This is a genomic window from Horticoccus luteus, assembly GCF_019464535.1.
In the GTDB taxonomy this organism is placed as follows: Bacteria; Verrucomicrobiota; Verrucomicrobiia; order Opitutales; family Opitutaceae; genus Horticoccus; species Horticoccus luteus.
This window is the reverse complement of record NZ_CP080507.1, coordinates 3087612-3106437: the sequence shown is the minus strand read 5'-3', so window position 1 is coordinate 3106437 and position 18826 is coordinate 3087612. Positions and strand designations below refer to the sequence as shown.

The following is an 18826-nucleotide window of genomic DNA, read 5'->3' as shown; positions in this document are numbered from 1 at the left end:
GCGGGAGCGAGCGGGGCTAATGCCGCGCCGTCGGGGAAGCGTTGAGGCTGTGCGCGCGCCTCCGCTGATGGTGTTTCACGAGGGTATAGCTCAAACCGCCGATGGCGGTCAGCGACGCGGGAATCAGCAGGGCGTCAGGGCCGAGTCGCAGATAAATCCATCCGCCGCTCAACCCGCCGAGAAAGAACCCGACGAGCAACGTAGCGTAGAGCCCGAGGCGGCGCCGATCGACGGGGTGGCCGCGGGCGGCGACACCGATGGCCAGCCCGATGTCGGTGACAATGCCAGTCATGTGAGTCGTGCGCACGACCGCACCGCTGTAACTGCTCGCCATCGCGTTTTGAAGGCCGCACGCCATGGTCACGAGGTAGTCGCCACCGGTGGCGCCGTGACGCATGAAATACGTGGCGGCGAAAAGAAGGGCGGCCTCCGCGAGAAGCGCTGCGCCGTAGCGTCGGCCGGCTTTGAGCGAACTATCGTGGATGATGAGCCCGCTGGCCACGCATCCGAGAAAGAAAAACAGGACGATGAGGGCGATGTGCAGCACTTGCGGCCAGTCGCCGCGGGCGATTTCCGCGGCGGTGATGGTGATGTTGCCCGTGAGATGACTGAACGCGCGCGGATGCACGCCGAGCAGGCCGATGGCGTTCACGCCGCCCGCGATCATGGCCAGCCCCGTGCCGCCCATCAGAATCCAAGGAGGAATCGGCTTGGAGAGCATGGTGAGGTCGGCGGCGATTGCAGTCGATGCGACTCGGAGCGGGCGGGCGCGTCAGCGACGTGAGGGAGCGTAAGCGGACGAGCGACGCCTCGGGAGCCGGGCAACGGTCGCGCGGCGGGCGAGGCGCTTGGTCGGCCGGCGTGTTCAGCCAAGAACGGTTTTCATGACTTTGCCGAGATCGGTGACGCGGTAGGGTTTCGCGAGATAGCCGGAAAATCCCTGGTCCATGAACTGCCGCGCGATGTCGTCGTTGTCGTAACCGCTGGCGACGATGGCGCGGACATCCGGATCGAGTTCGCGCAGAATCGTGAACGTTTCGGCCGCGCCCATGCCGCCGATCACGGTGACGTCCATGATGACGAGGTCGTAAGGGCGGCCGATGTTGAGATAACGTTTGTAGAGCGTGACCGCCTCCTCGCCGTTTTTCGCGAGGTCGAATTTGTAGTCGAGACTCTGGAGCATCCCCGCGGTGAGGGCGGAGATTTTGGGGTCGTCGTCCATGAACAGCACGCGACCGGTGCCGAAGCGCAACGACGGTGCGCGGCGCGCCTGGACTTCGGCGGGGCGGTCGGCTTTCGGGAGAAAAATCGTGAAGACGGTGCCGACGCCGACGGTCGAATCGACGCCGATCTGACCGCCGTGTTTGCGCACGATCGAGAGCACGGTCGCGAGGCCCAGGCCGGTGCCGTGCTTCTTGGTGGTGAAGAACGGATCGAAAATCTTTTCGAGGTGCTCGGGCTTGATGCCGGCGGCGTTGTCGCGCGATTCAAACTGCACGTAGTCGCCGGCGGGCAAGCCGGCGATTTGGTCGTCGGCGAGGGTGACGTTGACCGCGCTGAGTTGCACGCGACCGCGGTGCGGCGGGGGCGGCATGGCTTGGATCGCGTTGACGACCAGGTTTTGAAAAACCTGCAGCATCTGCGAGCGGTCCATCAAAACGGGATCGGTGCCCTCGGGCACTTCGACGGTGACAACGGCATCGCTGCCGGACGCGGCGATGCGCACGGCGTCGTGCAGGATTTCTGCGGAGGGAACGACGGATTCCGCGCCCAGTCCGCCTTTGGCGACGGTGAGCAGTTGGCGGGTGAGGGCCTTGGCGGCGAGAGAGGCTTTTTCGCTGTCTTCGAGTTTGCTGAGATCGCGACTGTCTTTCGCGAGCGAGACACCACCGAGAATCGTGGTGAGGAGATTGTTGAAGTCGTGAGCGATGCCGCCGGCGAGCAGGCCGAGCGCTTCGAAGCGGTTGGCTTTGATCAGTTCCTCGGGCGTGAGACTCATCTCATCCGGGTCGCGGAAAACGATGACCACTCCGAGGGTCTGACCGGTGGCGGAGGCGACGGCGCGCGCGGTCCAGACGATGGGCACGGGGGCTTCGTCGGGTGCGACGGCGGCGAGGGCTTGATCGGCGCGCAGGTTGAGGGGCGCTTCGGCGGAGAGGGCGGCTTCGCAGGCATCATCGCCGGGGCGGCCGCTCTCGCGATCAACGAGGCGAAACACATCGCTCGCGGGATGATCGCGCACTTGCTCGGCGGAAAGGCGCAGGAGGCGGCTGGCGGTGGCGTTGAGGAAAACGATGCGCCCTTTGGCGTCGGTCAGCAGGACACCTTCGGCGAGCGCGCCGAACGCCTCGCGGGCCAATTCGGCCGGAAGCGCGGTGGTGGCGGTAGCCTCGGTGGCGAGAGCGCAATCGGCGGGCAGCGGGCAGATGAAGCCGGTGACGCGCAGTAGTTCGCGCCGGCGGTTTACTTGGCGGACGGCGCCGAAGAGGACGGGCAGGGCGGAGCCATCGCGTCGGCGCACGCGGATGGGTTCGGCGAAGTGAGGCTGGCCGGCGCGCCCGCGCGCGAGCAACCAGGTCGCGAGGCCGAGCTCGGCGGCTTCGGGCGGCAGGACTTGGAGGAAATTTGCGGAGGAGGCGAGTGGCGCAGGATCGTCGAAGCCGGTCAGCGCGGCGAATGAAGACGAAACCCAGCCGGTGCCGGCGCCGGTGAAATCGAATTCAAACGCGCCGAGCGGGCCCTCGTCTTCGGCGAGGGTGCGGAAACGTTCGTCGTTGGCGACGCTGGCTTCCTCGAGTTCCTTGCGTTCGGTGATGTCGGAGCAGAGGCCGATGGCGCGCGTGACGGCGCCGGCGGCATCGATCTGCTGCAGGCCGGTGCATTGCACCCAAACGTATTCGCCGCGGCGATGCCGAAGGCGAAACTCGACCGAGAACGCGTGCGGGCCAGCGGTGGGTTTGCGCGTGAGGCGATCGGGAGCGGCGCCGGTGTCGTCGGGATGCAGGTGACCGAGCCAGCTTTCGTAGGTGTCGGGCAACTCGGAGGCGACGTAACCGAGCAGTTTTTTCCACGCCGGGGAGTAGTAGATCCGGCCGGTCGCGAAATTCAGATCGAAGAAACCCACGCCGCCTTGTTCGACGAGCCAGCGAAACGCTTCGCTCTCGGTGTCGGTGGCGGCGGGGCGGGCGGCATCGGCGGCGGGAGCGGGCAGGATGGTGGCGAGCCAGTCGTCGCCGTTGGGACCGGGTTCGAGTTGAACGTCGACCGCGAGGCCGGGGTCGTCGTCGGGAGCGGCGGCGGAGCGTAGGCTGAGACGAAGCGGACCGGTTGCGGTGGCGGCGCGCACGGCGTCCCATTGCGCTTCGAGTAAATCGGGATCGCGCGAAACGACGTCGAAAACGAAAAGAGCGACAAATGGTTCGCCGATCAATGGAGCGGCGGTGGCACCGAGCGCGGCGGCGGAGCGGCTGGCCCACGTGATGCGGCCCGCAGCGTCGAGCGCGAAGAGAGCGGGCGCGGAGGCGTCGGCGGGACGAGGCGGCGAGTTGGTGTCGTCAGCGGTCACGCTGAGCCGTCAGTCAACCAGCGGCGCACACGCGTCGCGAGAAATTGGATGTAGGCGTCGTGGTCGTTCAAGCAGGGGATTTGTTGAAACGTTTCGCCGCCGGCGGCGAGAAATTCCTGCCGGCCCTGCACGGCGATTTCTTCGAGTGTTTCGAGGCAATCGGTGACAAAGGCCGGACAGATAACGAGCAGGCGTTTCTTGCCCTGGGTCGGAAGCTGCTTGAACAAATGATCGGTATAGGGCGTGAGCCAGGGTTCGCCGACCAGGCGTGATTGGAAGGAGACCGTGAATTTATCGGAAGGAATGCCGGCGCGGGCGACGAGCGCGCGCGTGGTCGCGAAGATTTGGGCGCGGTAGCAGGTAGCGTGTGCGGGCGAGCAGGTGATGCAGCAATCCGCGACCGTAAGGCAGTGCGCGTGCGACGAATCTGTCTGGCGCAGGTGACGTTCGGGAATGCCGTGGAAGCTGAAGAGCACGAGATCGTGCGGTTGCGCGAGGTAGGGCGCAGCGACGGCGTGGAGGGCGTTGATGTAATCGGCGTCGGCGTAAAAAGGCTGCACCGTGGTGATGCGCAAACGCGGAGCGAGGCGGGCGGCTTCCTCGTGGACTTTGACGACGACCGTCTCCCACGACGACATCGCATAGTGCGGGTATTGCGGGAAGAGCAGAACCTCATCGATCCCATCGGCCGCGATTTGGGCGACGACGCTGGCAATCGAGGGGTTGCCATAACGCATGGCGAGGTAAACGGGGATGGCGGGCCCGAGCGCGGTGGTGAGTTTTTGCGCGGTGCGGTGCGACAGAACGATCAGCGGAGATCCCTCGGCGGTCCAGATCTGCTCGTAAGCGTGAGCGGAGTTGGGCGCGCGTTTCGGGGTGATGAGACGATGGACGAGCAGCGAACGCAGGAGCGGGCTCGCGGGCCGGTCGATGACGCGTTCGTCGCCAAGGAATTCATCGAGATAGCGGCGGACATCCGGGACCGCGGTGGAATCGGGTGACCCGAGGTTGACGAGGAGGACGGCGCGCGAAGGCATGCAGCGGAGATTCGTCGGGAGAATTGAGGCGAAGTCAACGAGGGCAAAGCTGTGCAATCGCTGTGAGCCGATTTCCACGGATTGCGCATCCCCAGGCGCGAACCAATCTTCAGCCGGCGCCCGCACGGGCTAATTAGATGCGGACAACACGAGCCCTTTTCCGCCTTGGCAAAAGACAAACCTAAAACCGGATGTCTTGAGGTTGACCAGACGCGCACTTTTTCCGGCGAGTGAGATCTGCTCGTTGGCGTAGCGAGCTTGGTGGCTGACGCGCGGACTCAGTGCCGCGTGGCGTTGAGGACTTCGCGGAGGGTCGTGCGCCAGTTGACGCGGGCGACGAGGCCGTGGTCGGTGCCGCGCGCTTCCTCGTGGTTGGCGCGATAGGCGAGTTCGATCTGCCACTTGCCGGGCAGGCCGATGCGCGCCGTGCGCCAGAGAGGAACATCCCACAACGCTCCGAGCCGGAATTCGTGGCCGAGGTAAACGTCGGTGTCCTCGGCGATGTGGCGGAAGCGATACTCGATAAAATAGCCGTATTCGTTCGGTTTGTAGAGATAGCCGGGCGCGATTTCGATGATGTTGCGGCGCGTGACTTCCGGGGGTGCCGCCTCGCGCGAAAACAGGCGCACGCTGCGATCGTAGCTAAGATTGCTATAAAACGTGACGTCGGGCCAGGAAACGAGATGGCGGGCGGCGGTGATGAAGGGCCGCAGGTGGGTGTAGTGGTCGTTGAGGTCGATCGGCGGTTTGCCGACGGGCACGCGGGTCTCGAAGCCGAATGTCGTGTCATCGAAAAAGCCGAGTGACGGGCCGTAATCGTAGCGGGCGCCGACGCGGATTTCGCCGACGCCCCAACGGTGATCGCGGCCGCCGTTGAGCGGATTGGGGCTGAACGGCGTGGGGCCGCCGTAATACTCCCAGCCATTGCCGGCGCCGTAGCGCAGTTCGAGCGGATAGCGGATGTATTCATGATCGCGCATATCCGAAAATTTCGGCGTGAAGTGGAGGGTGACGTTGTTCTTGTCGAGCACGCCGGGAAGCATGGTGTCGAAGAATTCCGTCATGCGCAGGATGCGTTCGCGGAGATCGACCTGAGATTGGGCGGGCGCAGGCCCGTCGCGCACGAGGACGGGCGGGTTCGTGGCGTCGGCCGCCGAAAGCGCGGTGGCGAGAAGCGAGCATGCACCGAGCCAGGCGAGCGCGCGGCGGCGCGTGGCCAAGGTCAGCAAAATCGAAAGCAAGCCGGGGCGACTTGTCATAGGTGAGCTCTGACAGATGTTTTGAGAGGAGGCTCCGTCGGGGAAGAGGAGCAGGGCCAGCGACGGTCAAGTGGAGCGGCGGCAGCCTTGGATCTGGCGAATGAGGTGGTGGACGTTTTCCGGCGCGATGCGTTCCGTGATGACAGAGCGCGGGTAGTTGGGCTCGGTGTCGAGGCGCAAACCGTCTTCGGTGCCGGGTCGCACAAACTCGGCGACAAAATCCATGCCGCCTTGGGGTTTGATCCAGCGGTAATACGGATCGGGATCGTTGGACTCGATGACGACGTCGTCGCGCAGGAAGATATGGCAGTAGAGCGTGAGATCGCGAAACGACGGGAACCAAGTGGGCGGGTTTACCAAGCGGTCTCGAATGATGAGGGTCATGGCGTTGCCGTGGAAGGAGTGCGTTGCCTGACAGCAGAGAGGCGCAATTGAGCCCGCGCGGCGGTGCGGTTCTGCTTTTTGCCTTTTGTCAGCGGCGCGGGAGGTTCATGGATGTCGATTCGCACCATGAGTAACGCGCGCCCTCCTGTTCTTCTTATCATTCGCGATGGCTGGGGAAAAACTCCCGATTCGAGCCAGGACGCCACCAACGCGATCCGGCAGGCGCACACGCCGTGCGACGATCGGTTGCACGCGCAATCGCCGGTGACGCTGGTGAAAGCGTCCGGCCATGACGTCGGCCTGCCCGACGGCGTGATGGGCAACAGCGAAGTGGGGCACGAAAACATCGGCGCGGGGCGCATCGTGGACCAGGAGCTCGTGCGCATTAACAAGCTGTTTTCGGAAAAGCGGCTCGCGGCGAATCCGGTGTGGCGCGGGGCCGTGGAACGCGTGAAGTTGCGCGGGTCGAAGCTGCACCTGATGGGCATCGTATCGGACGCGGGCGTGCATGGGATGCTGGAGCATCTCTACGGCCTGCTGCGGCAGGCGAAGGCGGACGGCGTGAGCGAGGTTTTCATCCACGCGTTCACGGATGGTCGCGACACCCCGCCGCACAGCGGGCTCGGTTACGTGCAACAGGTCGCGGCGAAATGCGAGGAGATCGGGGTGGGAAAAATCGCGACGGTGTGCGGGCGGTTTTGGGCGATGGACCGCGACAATCGCTGGGAACGCGTGAGCAAAGCCTACGATCTGCTGACGGGCAAAAAGGCCGTGGCGACCGCGCCGAGTGCGGCGGCAGCGGTGCAGCAGTATTACGATCACCCGCTGACGGAGACGCAGAAAGGCGACGAGTTTGTCGCGCCGACGTGGATCGTGGACGCGGATGGCCGGCCGCTGGCGTCGATCCACGACGGCGACGCGGTCGTATTTTATAACTACCGCGGCGACCGGCCGCGCGAGATCACCAAGGCGTTTGTGTTGGACGATTTCACGGGTTTCGAGCGCGGCGCGAAGCTCGATCTCTACTACGCGACGATGACGGAGTATGAGGCGGGTCTGCCCGTGCACGTGATTCTGCCGAAGCCGGAGAAGTTGAAGAACATCCTCGGGCAGGTGGTGAGCGAGGCGGGCATCGCGCAGTTTCGCTGCGCGGAGACGGAGAAGAATCCGCACGTGACGTTTTTCTTTAATAATTACCGCAAGGATCCGTTTCCCGGTGAAGATCGCGCGTGTCCGCCCAGTCCGAAAGTGGCGACGTATGATCTGCAGCCGGAGATGTCGGCGGTGGAAGTGACGGCGGCGGCCAAGGCGGCGATCTTGTCGGGGAAATACGGGCTCCTGGTCGTGAATTATGCGAATCCCGACATGGTCGGCCACACCGGTTCGCTGCCCGCGGCGATCAAGGCGGTGGAGGCGACGGATCGCGGCGTGGGTGAATTGCTCGCGGCGCTCGCGACCCAGCACGGCCGTGCGGTGGTGTGCGCGGATCACGGCAACGCCGAGCAGATGTGGGACCCGACGGTGAATGGACCGCACACGGCGCACACGTTGAACCTCGTGGAAGTGTTTGTCGTGGGCGACGGCTTCACGGCGGACAAGACGAAGCTGCGCACGGGCGGGCGACTGGCGGACCTCGCGCCGACGATTCTTGATCTCATGGGCCTGCCGAAGCCGCCGGAGATGACGGGCGAGAGTCTGATCGTGCGATGAGCGGCGGGAAATCGGGAGCGCGCGGGGAGGGAATGAGGAGCGGGGTGGGGGCACCCCGCCTACAGGATATGTGCCGGAGGAGCGCGGTGAGTGCAGCCGGCCCACAACAGGCTTCGGCCGAGACGTGCGCATGAAGTTTTTCGAAGCGAACGAACTGGGTGGCGAGTGCGCGGCGGCGTTGGCCTCCTATGATGCCTTCGTGCGCGGCAAGGTGGGCGCGGATTATTCGTTTCCGCTGCGCATGCGGGACTGGGAATTGTGGCAGGTGCTGCGGCGGTTGCCGGGCGGCGAGACGAAGGTCGGCGCGATGCTCGATACAGGGGCGTTTAACACCTATCTCGGCCTGTGGCTGGCGGAGCGCAGTGAACGCGTGGTGGTGTCGGATATTTATGGAGCGCGGTTGCGGAAGGGAATGCTGCGCGCGCTGGGGGTGTTGCCGCGAAAACAAAACGAGGCGCCGTTTTGGACGTGGCGGCGGACGATGAAAGCGGCGGCGCCGCGGCTGGAAATCCGGCCGGTGGATCTGACGGCAATGGCGGACGCGGACGGAACGTTTGATGCGATCGTGAGCGTTTCAGTTATCGAACACATTCCCAACGTGGAGCGGGCGCTGGCGGAGATGTATCGCTGCCTGAAGCCGGGCGGGCGGATGTTGCTGACGACGGATTGCGATCGCGACGGGAAAGCCTACGCGGATGGCGTGCGTTATTTTTCACCGGCGGAATTGGAACGGTTGTTTGCGCCATATCCGGTGGTGTCGGAGCGGCGCGCACCAGATTTTGCGGAGCGCAACTGGTGTTATGGGCGCGGACGACCGGTGGTGACCGTGTTTGTCGAGATTCAGAAACCGGGCTGACCGCGGCTGGGAAAAACGCGAGCGACGCTGGCGGCGGACGAGAGGTCGCGTCGGAGCGAGGCCGGCGAGCAGGAAGGGCCCGGGGCGCAGGTCGCTCGTGCGCACGAGGGCCGGGCAGCGTTTCTGTTTGCGCTCGGCGCGGCAGGTGGGCTTTCCTCAGCCTCTTTTGCCCACTATGAAGCGCACCCATCACTGTGCCCAGCTCTCCAAAGCCGACCTCGGCGCCACTGTTTCGTTGGCCGGTTGGGTCGACTCCGTCCGCGATCACGGCGGCATTATTTTCGTCGATCTGCGGGACCGCGAAGGCATCACGCAGGTGAAGTTCGACTCGGCGCTGCGCGAGCAGGCGGCGCGGTTGAAGGATGAGTCGGTGATCGGCATCACGGGCAAGGTCGAGTCACGGCCGGAGGCGATGGTGAACAAGAATCTGCCGACGGGCGAAATCGAAGTGGATGCGACGGAAGTCGTCGTGCACAATCTTTCGGAGACGCCGCCATTTCCGCTGACCGACGCGGGGGGGGACAAGGTCAACGAGGATATGCGCCTGACGTATCGCTATCTCGACCTGCGGCGGCCGAAGATGCGGAAGAATCTCGCCGTGCGGCACCGGGCGACGAAGTCGGTGCGCGACTATTTCGACGGGCAGGGTTTCTACGAAGTGGAGACGCCGGCGCTGTTCAAGAGCACGCCGGAAGGCGCGCGGGAATACCTCGTGCCCTCGCGGATTCACGCCGGGCAGTTTTACGCGCTCTCGCAGTCGCCGCAGCAGTTCAAACAAATCCTGATGGTGGCGGGCGTGGAAAAATATTTCCAGATTGCGCGCTGTTTTCGCGATGAGGATCTGCGGGCGGACCGGCAGATGGAGTTTACGCAGATCGACGTCGAGGTGTCGTTCATCGATCGGGAAGGCATCTACGCGCTGTTCGAAGGCATGTTGAAAAAAGTGTGGAAGGACGTGCTCGATCACGACCTGCCCACGCCGTTTCCGCGACTGGCGTTCAAGGACGCGATGAACCGCTATGGGGTCGACAAGCCCGACACGCGTTTCGCGATGGAACTGGTGGACCTGAGCGACACGTTCAAGAACTCCGGCTTCAAAGTGTTTCAATCGACGATCGCGAACGGCGGCGCAGTGAAGGCGTTCAACGGCAAAGGCCTCGCGGACGTGACGCAGGGAGAAATCGGCGCGTTGGAAGACATCGCGAAATCGCTCGGCGCGAAAGGACTCGCGTTCATCAAAGTCGAGAAGGGCGAGTGGAAGTCGCCGATCGTGAAATTTTTCTCCGATGCGGAGAAAGCGGAGCTGACGCAGCGCCTCAATCTGGAGGACGGCGACATCGCGTTTTTCGCGGCGGCGCCGTGGGAGCGCGCCTGCGCGATCCTCGGCCGCATCCGCCTCGAGGCCGCGCAACTGCTCGTGAAGCGCGGCAAGCTCACGTTGCGCGCGGACCAGTGGAATTTTCTGTGGGTCGTCGACTTTCCGCTGATGAGCTACGACGAGGAACGCGGCGGCTACGCGGCGACGCATCACCCGTTCACCTCACCGGTGCCGGAGGACGCAGCGCTGCTCGACAGCGATCCGAAAGCGGTGCGCGGCCAGCATTACGACGTCGTCCTGAATGGCATGGAACTGGGCGGCGGCTCGATCCGGATCCATCAACCCGACGTGCAGGAAAAGATTTTCAAAGACGTGCTGAAGATTCCGGCGGACGTGGTGGAAAGCCGTTTCGGCTACATGTTGCGTGCGTTCAAATTTGGCGCGCCTCCGCATGGCGGCATCGCGTTCGGTCTCGACCGGATGGTGGCGCTGCTGTGCGGCACGACGAGTATCCGCGACGTCATTGCGTTTCCGAAGACGCAGCGCGCGCAGGATCTCATGACGCAGAGCCCGACGTCGGTCACCGAGAAGCAGCTCAAAGATCTGCACATCCAGACCGTGATGCCGGAATAACTGCGGCCCAAAACTGCTCGAACCAAGGCGGACTCTGCGGAGTCCGCCTTTTTTTGCGCACGACGCGGCGGAGGTGAAAGAGGCGGCGGAGCATGGTCCAGAGCGAACGTTGGAAAGAGGGCGGCGGGCGTTGGCACAGCCTTTGCTAAACGGGAGCGTCGGTCCGCTGACCGGCAAATCTCACCAGCAAACTCCTCATCGAAACGAAACCATGAAGCTTCGGTTCACGCCCATCGCCGGGCCCATAAAGATCGCCGGATTGTTCGCCGTCCTCGCGGCGGCGACTCCTCTCCTGGCGCAATCGCCTGCCGCCGCCGTTGATCCGGCGGCGTTCAACAGTATGAAAATCGGCCTCGACACGGTCTGGGTGCTCGTCACCGCCATGCTCGTGTTCTGGATGAACGCGGGATTCGCGTTGGTGGAGTCCGGACTTTGCCGTTCGAAAAACTGCGTCAACATTCTTGCGAAGAACTTCATCGTTTTCGCGATCTCGACGGTGTCCTTTTGGGCCATCGGCTGGGGGCTGATGTTTGGCGACGGCTCTTCGTTCTTCGGCCTGAACGGCTTGTTTTTCGTGGGTGGCGCGGATAATTCGCCAGCGCTGGCGGACGCTTACCACGGCGTGTATTCGGCGCTCAATTGGACCGGCGTGCCGCTCTGGGCGAAGTTCTTCTTCCAACTGGTATTCGCGGGCACAGCGGCGACGATCGTCTCCGGCGCAGTCGCCGAGCGGATCAAGTTCAGTTCCTTCATCCTCTTCAGCTTTTTGCTGGTCGCGGTGATCTATCCGATTTCCGGGCACTGGATCTGGGGCGGGGGCTGGCTGGGCGCGATGAACTTTCGCGACTTTGCGGGCTCGACGGTGGTGCATTCGGTCGGCGGTTGGGCGGCACTGGCAGGTGTGCTGGTGCTGGGGCCGCGGTTGGGCAAATTCGGCAAAGACGGGAAGGTGCACCCGATCCCGGGCCACAACATGACGTCGGCCGCGCTTGGGGTGTTGATCCTCTGGCTGGGCTGGTTCGGGTTCAACCCAGGTTCGACGATGGCGGTGGGAGACGGCAGCGCGATTTCGCACGTGCTGGTCAACACCAACATTGCGGCGGCGACCGGTTCGATCGGTGCAGCGCTCACGGCCTGGGTGCTTTTGAAGAAGCCTGATTTTTCGATGATCCTCAACGGCTGCCTCGCGGGGCTGGTCGCCATCACGGCGCCGTGTGCCTTCGTGACGGTGCCGGCGGGCGCGGTGATTGGCTTGATCGCGGGTATCATCGTCGTGCCGGCGGTCATCTTGTTCGACAAGCTCAAGATCGACGATCCGGTAGGCGCGCTGTCCGTGCACTTGGTGAACGGCATCTGGGGGACGCTCGCAACCGGGTTGTTCTACGACAAGGCGGTGGCGGCGATGGCGGCGGGCGTGACGACGGAGACGACGCGGCTGGCGCAAACGCTGATTCAGCTCAAAGGCATCGTGTGTGTCGGAGCGTTCGCCTTCGCCGGTTCGTTGCTCTTCTGGTGGGTGGTCAAAGCCGCCACCAAAGGCATCCGCGTCACCGCCGAGGAGGAGACTGAAGGTCTGGACATCGGCGAGCACGGCAACGAGGCTTATCCCGATTTCACCGCCGCGCATTAATCCCAAGTCGCGCATACCGGTCGCGCAGGACACGTGCTTGCGCCGGCCGGCGAACGCGGTAAACCCAATCCCTGCCACCCACTCACTCGCATGAAACTTATCACCGCCATCATCAAGCCGTTCAAACTGGAGGAGGTTAAAGCCGCCCTCTCTGAAATCGGAGTCGAAGGCATGACCGTGACCGAGGTCAAAGGCTTCGGTCGTCAAAAGGGTCACACCGAAATTTATCGCGGCAGCGAATACACGGTCGATTTTCTCCCGAAGGTGAAGATCGAGATCGCGGTCGCCGATGAAATCGTGCCGAAGACGATCGACGCGATCGTCGGTTCGGCAAAGACGGGCAAAATCGGCGACGGCAAAGTATTCGTGACCCCGCTCGACGAAGTGGTGCGCATCCGCACCAGCGAGCGCGGCGAAGCGGCGATCTAAGGCCGCGATTGTTTTCCTCCCCGCCGCCCCGCTCTTGCGCAGAGCCGGGCGGCGTTTTTTTTGCCGCGGGCTCCCGTGGCACTGGCATTGGACCTGCTTTCACCAAGGCGTGTCACCGACGCCTGTCTTCGCTTCCCGATTCCGCAACTTGCTGACTTTCGGTGCCGTTCTCGCACCGCTGACGGCCCTGGCGCAAAGCTCGCCGACCACGGAGGAGCGGCTCGCGGCATTGGAGGCTTACGTGGCCAATGGCGACCCTGGTAAAGCGCTGACGGGTTTGCCGGGGCCAGGCCACAACGGCTGGATGATGGTTTGCGCCGCGCTCGTGTTGTTCATGACGCTTCCGGGACTGGCGCTTTTCTATGGCGGCCTTGTGCGGCGAAAAAATGTCCTCTCCGTGCTCGCGCAGTGTCTCGGCATCACCAGCCTGGTGACGGTGCTCTGGTGGGGCTGCGGCTACAGTCTCGTGTTTGGGAAGAGCTTTAATAGCGCGTTTCTCGGTGGAGCGGAATTTTTCGCGCTACATGGCGTCACGTCGGCGCCCAACACCGACTACGCCTTCTGGGTGAGCCAGAACGTGTTTGCGATGTATCAACTGATGTTCGCGATCATTACGCCGGCGCTGATCGTCGGGGCGATTGCCGAGCGCATGAAATTCAGCGCGATCATGGCCTTCGTAACGGTGTGGATGTTCGCGGTGTATTTTCCGCTGGCGCACATGGTGTGGGGTTCGACGGGTCTGATGAACGGCGTGTGGAACGCGGGCGCGAAGATCGCCGCGATCGATTTTGCCGGCGGGACGGTGGTGCACATGTCGTCTGGCTGGTCGGCATTGGTGCTATGTTTGATACTGGGGCCGAGGATCGGCTTCGGCCGCGAGAAAATGGCGCCCCACAGTATGGTGCTCTGCATGGTCGGCACCGGGTTGTTATGGGTGGGATGGTATGGGTTCAATGCAGGTTCGGCCCTCGCGGCAGATGGCGTGGCGGCGAACGCATTCATGACGACAACCCTCGCGGCGGCGGTGGCGGCGTTTGTGTGGGGCGGGATCGAAAAGATCTTTCGCGGCCACGCATCGATTCTCGGTTTCTGCTCGGGCGCCGTGGCTGGCCTCGTCGTGATCACGCCGGCGGCGGGCTTCGTGAGTGCGACGGGCGCGGTGGTGATCGGCGTGATCGCGGCGATTGTGCCGTATCTCGCCTGCACAAAGCTCAAGGCGCGCTTTCGCTATGACGATGCCTTGGACACATTCGGCGTGCACGCGGTCGGTGGCACGCTGGGGGCGCTGCTGACGGGATTTCTCGCGACCAGCGACGTGAACGCAAATCTCACCGGTCCGGCGGCGGCGAAAAGCGGTCTCGCGCAGCTCATCACGCACGGGGGCTTGTGGCTGGAACAATTGAAAGCGATGGCGCTCACGGTGGTCTTATCGGTCACGGCAACCGTCATCATCGCGTTCGCGGTCAAGGCGGTGATGGGGCTGCGTCCCACTGAGGAGGTGGAGCGGCAGGGCCTCGATATCAATGAACACGGCGAGGAAGGCTACGTGACCTAACGCGTTCAGCCGTGCGCGGCATCGACGCGGCGGAAACGCGCGACGGCGGCAGAAGCGGGTCGAAGGTGGCGTGGCCAAACGGCGCAGGCGCGCGACAGCGAGAAGTTGGCAGGGGTCGTTTTTTCCGCACGCTGGGCGCCCCATCCCCTCAATGTCATGACGAAATCCAGCGTGCGCTTGCCAGCGGAGTTTTACCAACAGTTCGATGCCGACTACGCACGCGCCGTGCCGGCGGAAGGATTTGGAAGATGGCAGCGGGCGGAGGTCGAAATTGCACCCGCGCACACCGCACTCGTCGTGATGCACGCGTGGGAGTGCGGCACGATGGAGCAGTGGCCAGGCTGGCGGCGGAGCGTGGAGTATCATCCGCGCGCGCTGCAGATTCTGCATGACGTGTTTCCTCCGTTGCTCGCGGCGGTGCGCGCGAGCCCGCTGCCGGTGTTCCACGTCGTAGGTGGGCGCGATTATTATTCGCATCTGCGGGGATATCAACGAGCGGTGAGACTGGCGGGGCCTGATCGGGAGTTCACCCCCGTGGCACACGATCCTGTTTACACGCGCATGCAGGCGCTGCGGGCGGAACGCGTTTTCGTGGGCACACATAACTGGCCGGACGTGAACGCGGGATTTGCGCGTCTTGATTTTGCTCACGAGGCGCGGCCGGTCGGGGAAGAAGGAATCGCGGAAAACGCTCACCAACTCGCGGCGCTCTGCCGGGTGCACGGCGTCAACCACCTCGTGTATATAGGGTTCGCGATCAACTGGTGTTTGCTCATGTCGCCGGGCGGCATGGTCGACATGCGGCGTTATGGAGTCATGTGTTCGACGATTAAAGAAGCGGTCACCGCGGTGGAAAACGCAGAAACAGCGCGGCAAGAGCAGGAAAAGCAGCAGGCGCTGTGGCGCGTCGCTTTGGAGTTTGGTTGGGTTTTTTCCGTCGGGGATTTTGCCACGGCGCTGCACGGGCTTTGAGCCCAAAAGCAGGTGCGTCGGATCGCAAAAGAAGCGGCTCTCGAGCGGCTTTTTCAGGAAGAACTAGTCCCTCAGTTCCGAAATATGCGGAGGGAGATCATATTTTTTTCGACGTAAGTGCCTATTTTTGGAACGCGAAAACAGGGCATTTAGGAAACTATTTTTGTTGGAAACGACGTAATATTGGCGACTCACGGCTCGGGCGCAGACGTAAGCAAATTCTATGCATCCGCAAAGGGGGTAATCTTACGTAATCAAAGGAGCAACATACTTGCATCGGATTGGTCACGATGAGCAGCATCCGGCGTCCGCCTGATGGTTTAGACGGATCATTTAATAGACCCCCAAACGTTGTTTCAATGCGCCTTCGCCTAGTTCCTATATCGTTTCTTCTCGCTACTGGTTTCACGTTCTTTTCGGCATCGTCGGGTTTCGCAGCTCTGCAAGCGGAGAGCGCCAGCTCCGGCGGCGGGACAGTGATTGAGCACAACTACGCCGGCTACAACGGTTCCGGTTTTGCAAATCTGCCCAACTCGGGTGGATGGGTGGAGTTTACGAACGTCGATGGCGGCAGCGGCGGCAGCGCCACGTTGACGATTCGCTACGCGCAGGGCTCCGGCACGCGCAAAGGCGCTCTTATTGTGAACGGGGCCACGCAGGCCATTACCTTCGGATCGACCGGCGCCTGGGATACCTGGAAAACGCAATCGGTGACGGTCTCGCTGAAGAGCGGTGCGACAAACACGATACGCCTCCAGTCAAACGGGCAGGACTTCCCCAACGTGGATGAGATTTCGGTGGACGCGGCCAGCGGTGGCGGTTCCTCGTCAGCCTCCAGCAACTCGTTGCAGGCCGAGAGCGCGAGTTACGGTGGCGGCACCGTGGTCGAAAAGAATTACGGCGGTTATAAGGGATCGGGTTTCGTTAATTTGCCTTCATCGGGCGGTTACGTGCAGTTCAATAACGTCGATGGCGGGAGTGGTGGCACGGCCACGATCGAAATTCGTTACGCCCAAGGATCGGGCACGCGCACGGGCGCGCTCTTGGTGAACGGCGCAAAGCAGTCGGTGACCTTTGGCGCCACCGGTGCGTGGGATACGTGGAAGACGCAGTCTGTCGCGGTCTCGCTGAAGAGCGGCACGGCGAACACGATTCGGCTCGAGTCGAATGGGCAGGACTTTCCGAATGTGGATGAGATCACGGTGACGACCGGGAGCGGCAGCTCCGGCAGCGACAGCGGTTCGTCGGCTGCAGGTTCATTTCAAGCCGAGAGCGCGAGCTACGGCGGCGGCACGGTGATCGAGCACAACTATTCCGGCTACCACGGGTCCGGTTTCGCCAACTTGCCGAACTCGGGCGGCTATCTGGAGTTTGCCAAGATTGACGGCGGCAGCGGCGGAAGCACGACGCTGGCGATTCGTTACGCGCAGCCGTCGGGCTCGCGCACGGGATCTTTGATCGTCAACGGATCGAAGCAGTCCATCACTTTCAATGCGACCGGCTCGTGGGATACGTGGAAGACGCAATCCGTCTCCATCACCCTCAAGAGCGGCGCGACGAACACCATTCGCTTTGAAAGCAACGGTCAGGACTTCCCGAATGTTGATGAGATCGTCCTGGGCGGCGGCGGTGCTTCCACGCCGACGATCGATCCGATCCAGCCGCCCGATGGCGAAGTCGTCACGATTGACGATTCATTGCTCTCCATTTTCAACAGCAACGGCACGATCAGTGCGGTCAAGTATGCGGCGGCGGCGTTGTTGTGGGATGTGACCACCGCCAGCAGCCGGCTGGGGCCGACGTTTGCGGACTTGAATCCCCGCGCTTCGGACGATCGGCCAACCCTTTTCAAACCGACGACGAAGTCTGCTGATTCCTCTTACTGCGCGCGCATCGGCAAGTATGAAGTCGGATCACCCGGTTCGTGGTCCAACTATTGGAGCACGAGCGGTCAGGTCGGCTATGTGCCGGACTCGCCCGCCACCAATCCGGGACTCGATCGCATCCAGACTTTCGCATTCTACAATCATGCTTACGCGCTGAGCCCCCGCCTTGATCCGATGGCGACCCGGGCGAGTCCGGATCCGCAGACCCTCATTCCGAGTTATGCGGCCATGAATGGCGAACGGCCCACGCAGCCCATCGCGATGGTGCGGAACTATGGCCTGCTGTCCAATGAAGCGCTCGTGCTTTATCGCGACGGTCTGCTGGCCAGCGCCGGCACGCAAACGAGCCGGTCGATGGGAGAGCAGAATTTTCCAAGTGTGCTTTTCCCGGAGAACAAGATCCCCACGTCCATCGCCGTGACGACGTTGAATGAGTTCGCGCTCGTGACGGTGTGGGACACGACGGCGATGAAAGGCCAGCTCGCGGTCATCGCACTCGAGGGGAAGTATCTGGCGCATCACACGTGGCCCTACATGGGTTTCCCGAATCAAGGCAGCTGGTCGGATTTCAAGCTGCTCGGTTACATCGATCTTCCAATGGCGGCGCCGAGCTCCGTCTCGGCGGCGAGCAACGGTTGGTGGGAGAGCCCGGGCACGACCGGCGGCAAGACGCTCGCCCAGATCGATCTGACGAACGACAGCAACCGCAAGCTGCTGTGGGACGGCAACTGGCAGGGCGTGATCGCGACCAAGGGTTACGCCGTCGTGGCCTCGAAGCAGGAAGGGAAAGTCTGCTTCGTCGACCTCACGCCGCTCTTTGCCTATATGAAGACGAGTTACCTGAGTTCGGTTTCGACGTTTAAGGCGACGCTCGCGTCGCGCGGTTCCGGCAGCACGCAGTTCCCGAAGACCTTCAGCGCGTTGCCCTCGATCAAGCCAACCGTCGTTTACACCACGACCGTGGCGAAGCCGACGGCGGTGCTCGCGGGCGTCAAACTCAACCGTTGGACACAGGATCGGCACAAAGCCTACGTCGCTTCGGAAGACGGCACGATCACGGTGTTTGATACTTCGTCGCTCAGAAAGCGCTGGGACTATGAGAAGCTCGGGCCGCTCGAAAAGATGGGCACGTTCAAAGTGGGCCGCAATCCGGTGAGCATGGCGTTCATGCGGTTCAACGAAAGCGGACTGCCGCTCGTGCCTACGAATTCCGACGGCACCGTCGCAACCGATCCGCTCAACGGCATGTTTTACGTGGCCTGCCGCGGCGAACGTGACGTGGAGGGCGTGGTGAGCTTCGGCGGGAAGGGCTCAGTCTTCCGCCGCATCCGTGACAAGCGCATGGGCGATCCGGTGGCAGTCAGCGTGACGGATCGGGCCAACATCGTGACCGTCGCAGACTTCAACGGGAAAAAGATCCTCAGTTTCCGCGTAGGCAAACTGACGGATGCCAGCACCGGCAAAGTATATGGCCCCGGCTCGTCGGGGACCGACAAGTTTGAATTCGCTGGTGAACTCGCGCTGCCAGGGCACCCGTTTCTGGTCGGCTCGTCCAACGTGAACTGAGCGCTCGCGATCGACGCGGTGCGGTT

The 18826-nt window shown here is 63.0% G+C and carries 13 protein-coding genes; 8 read left to right on the top strand and 5 right to left on the bottom strand.

Going from position 1 to position 18826, the window contains the following annotated elements; genetic code table 11:
• Nucleotides 1-16: 16 nt before the first annotated feature.
• The 5 genes from K0B96_RS12700 to K0B96_RS12680 all read right to left on the bottom strand — a co-directional run bounded on the left by K0B96_RS12700 (nt 17) and on the right by K0B96_RS12680 (nt 6245).
• A complete protein-coding gene (locus K0B96_RS12700; protein WP_220161266.1) occupies nt 17-721 on the bottom strand; it encodes a YoaK family protein in 705 nt (234 codons plus the stop codon).
• A gap of 144 nt (nt 722-865) precedes the next feature.
• The gene (locus tag K0B96_RS12695; protein WP_220161265.1) at nt 866-3565 is read right to left on the bottom strand and encodes a PAS domain-containing hybrid sensor histidine kinase/response regulator; all 2700 of its coding nucleotides are present in this window, start codon (nt 3563-3565) and stop codon (nt 866-868) included.
• Nucleotides 3562-4602 (bottom strand): ferrochelatase, encoded by a 1041-nt coding sequence (gene hemH / locus K0B96_RS12690; RefSeq protein ID WP_220161264.1) that lies wholly within the window; start codon nt 4600-4602, stop codon nt 3562-3564. Before hemH ends, K0B96_RS12695 begins: the two co-directional genes overlap by 4 nt.
• A gap of 278 nt (nt 4603-4880) precedes the next feature.
• Nucleotides 4881-5861, bottom strand: a complete 981-nt coding sequence (locus K0B96_RS12685) for a hypothetical protein (protein WP_220161263.1) — start codon at nt 5859-5861, stop codon at nt 4881-4883.
• A gap of 66 nt (nt 5862-5927) precedes the next feature.
• Complete coding sequence (locus tag K0B96_RS12680; RefSeq protein ID WP_255558657.1) at nt 5928-6245, bottom strand: hypothetical protein; 318 nt, start codon at nt 6243-6245, stop codon at nt 5928-5930.
• 126 nt (nt 6246-6371) lie between these two features.
• On the opposite strand from K0B96_RS12680, the gene gpmI reads away from it, so the two are divergent.
• The 8 genes from gpmI (at nt 6372) to K0B96_RS12640 (ending at nt 18800) form a co-directional block, all read left to right on the top strand.
• Nucleotides 6372-7955: a 2,3-bisphosphoglycerate-independent phosphoglycerate mutase gene (gene gpmI / locus K0B96_RS12675; RefSeq protein WP_220161262.1), complete on the top strand. Its 1584-nt coding sequence runs from the start codon at nt 6372-6374 to the stop codon at nt 7953-7955.
• 130 nt (nt 7956-8085) lie between these two features.
• Nucleotides 8086-8811: a class I SAM-dependent methyltransferase gene (locus K0B96_RS12670; RefSeq protein WP_220161261.1), complete on the top strand. Its 726-nt coding sequence runs from the start codon at nt 8086-8088 to the stop codon at nt 8809-8811.
• Between the two features lie 175 nt (nt 8812-8986).
• Nucleotides 8987-10762 carry an aspartate--tRNA ligase gene (gene aspS, locus K0B96_RS12665; protein WP_220161260.1) on the top strand — a complete coding sequence of 592 codons (1776 nt, stop codon included), beginning with the start codon at nt 8987-8989 and terminating at the stop codon, nt 10760-10762.
• Nucleotides 10763-10973: 211 nt separating this feature from the next.
• Nucleotides 10974-12392 (top strand): ammonium transporter, encoded by a 1419-nt coding sequence (locus K0B96_RS12660; protein WP_220161259.1) that lies wholly within the window; start codon nt 10974-10976, stop codon nt 12390-12392.
• A 90-nt stretch (nt 12393-12482) separates the two neighbouring features.
• Nucleotides 12483-12821: a P-II family nitrogen regulator gene (locus tag K0B96_RS12655; RefSeq protein WP_220161258.1), complete on the top strand. Its 339-nt coding sequence runs from the start codon at nt 12483-12485 to the stop codon at nt 12819-12821.
• A 109-nt stretch (nt 12822-12930) separates the two neighbouring features.
• Nucleotides 12931-14376, top strand: coding sequence for an ammonium transporter (locus tag K0B96_RS12650; protein ID WP_255558656.1), 1446 nt, complete (start codon nt 12931-12933; stop codon nt 14374-14376).
• A 156-nt stretch (nt 14377-14532) separates the two neighbouring features.
• Nucleotides 14533-15348 (top strand): hypothetical protein, encoded by an 816-nt coding sequence (locus K0B96_RS12645; RefSeq protein WP_220161257.1) that lies wholly within the window; start codon nt 14533-14535, stop codon nt 15346-15348.
• A gap of 359 nt (nt 15349-15707) precedes the next feature.
• The gene (locus tag K0B96_RS12640) at nt 15708-18800 is read left to right on the top strand and encodes a carbohydrate-binding protein (RefSeq protein WP_220161256.1); all 3093 of its coding nucleotides are present in this window, start codon (nt 15708-15710) and stop codon (nt 18798-18800) included.
• Nucleotides 18801-18826 lie beyond the last annotated feature (26 nt).

What these genes read in the sequence shown, in the direction of transcription:
- K0B96_RS12700 (WP_220161266.1), bottom strand. Translation starts at nt 721, where the DNA reads ATGCTCTCCAAGCCGATTCCTCCTTGGATTCTGATGGGCGGCACGGGG.
- hemH (WP_220161264.1), bottom strand. Translation starts at nt 4,602, where the DNA reads ATGCCTTCGCGCGCCGTCCTCCTCGTCAACCTCGGGTCACCCGATTCC.
- K0B96_RS12685 (WP_220161263.1), bottom strand. Translation starts at nt 5,861, where the DNA reads ATGACAAGTCGCCCCGGCTTGCTTTCGATTTTGCTGACCTTGGCCACG.
- K0B96_RS12680 (WP_255558657.1), bottom strand. Translation starts at nt 6,245, where the DNA reads ATGACCCTCATCATTCGAGACCGCTTGGTAAACCCGCCCACTTGGTTC.
- gpmI (WP_220161262.1), top strand. Translation starts at nt 6,372, where the DNA reads ATGAGTAACGCGCGCCCTCCTGTTCTTCTTATCATTCGCGATGGCTGG.
- K0B96_RS12670 (WP_220161261.1), top strand. Translation starts at nt 8,086, where the DNA reads ATGAAGTTTTTCGAAGCGAACGAACTGGGTGGCGAGTGCGCGGCGGCG.
- aspS (WP_220161260.1), top strand. Translation starts at nt 8,987, where the DNA reads ATGAAGCGCACCCATCACTGTGCCCAGCTCTCCAAAGCCGACCTCGGC.
- K0B96_RS12660 (WP_220161259.1), top strand. Translation starts at nt 10,974, where the DNA reads ATGAAGCTTCGGTTCACGCCCATCGCCGGGCCCATAAAGATCGCCGGA.
- K0B96_RS12655 (WP_220161258.1), top strand. Translation starts at nt 12,483, where the DNA reads ATGAAACTTATCACCGCCATCATCAAGCCGTTCAAACTGGAGGAGGTT.
- K0B96_RS12645 (WP_220161257.1), top strand. Translation starts at nt 14,533, where the DNA reads ATGACGAAATCCAGCGTGCGCTTGCCAGCGGAGTTTTACCAACAGTTC.
- K0B96_RS12640 (WP_220161256.1), top strand. Translation starts at nt 15,708, where the DNA reads ATGCGCCTTCGCCTAGTTCCTATATCGTTTCTTCTCGCTACTGGTTTC.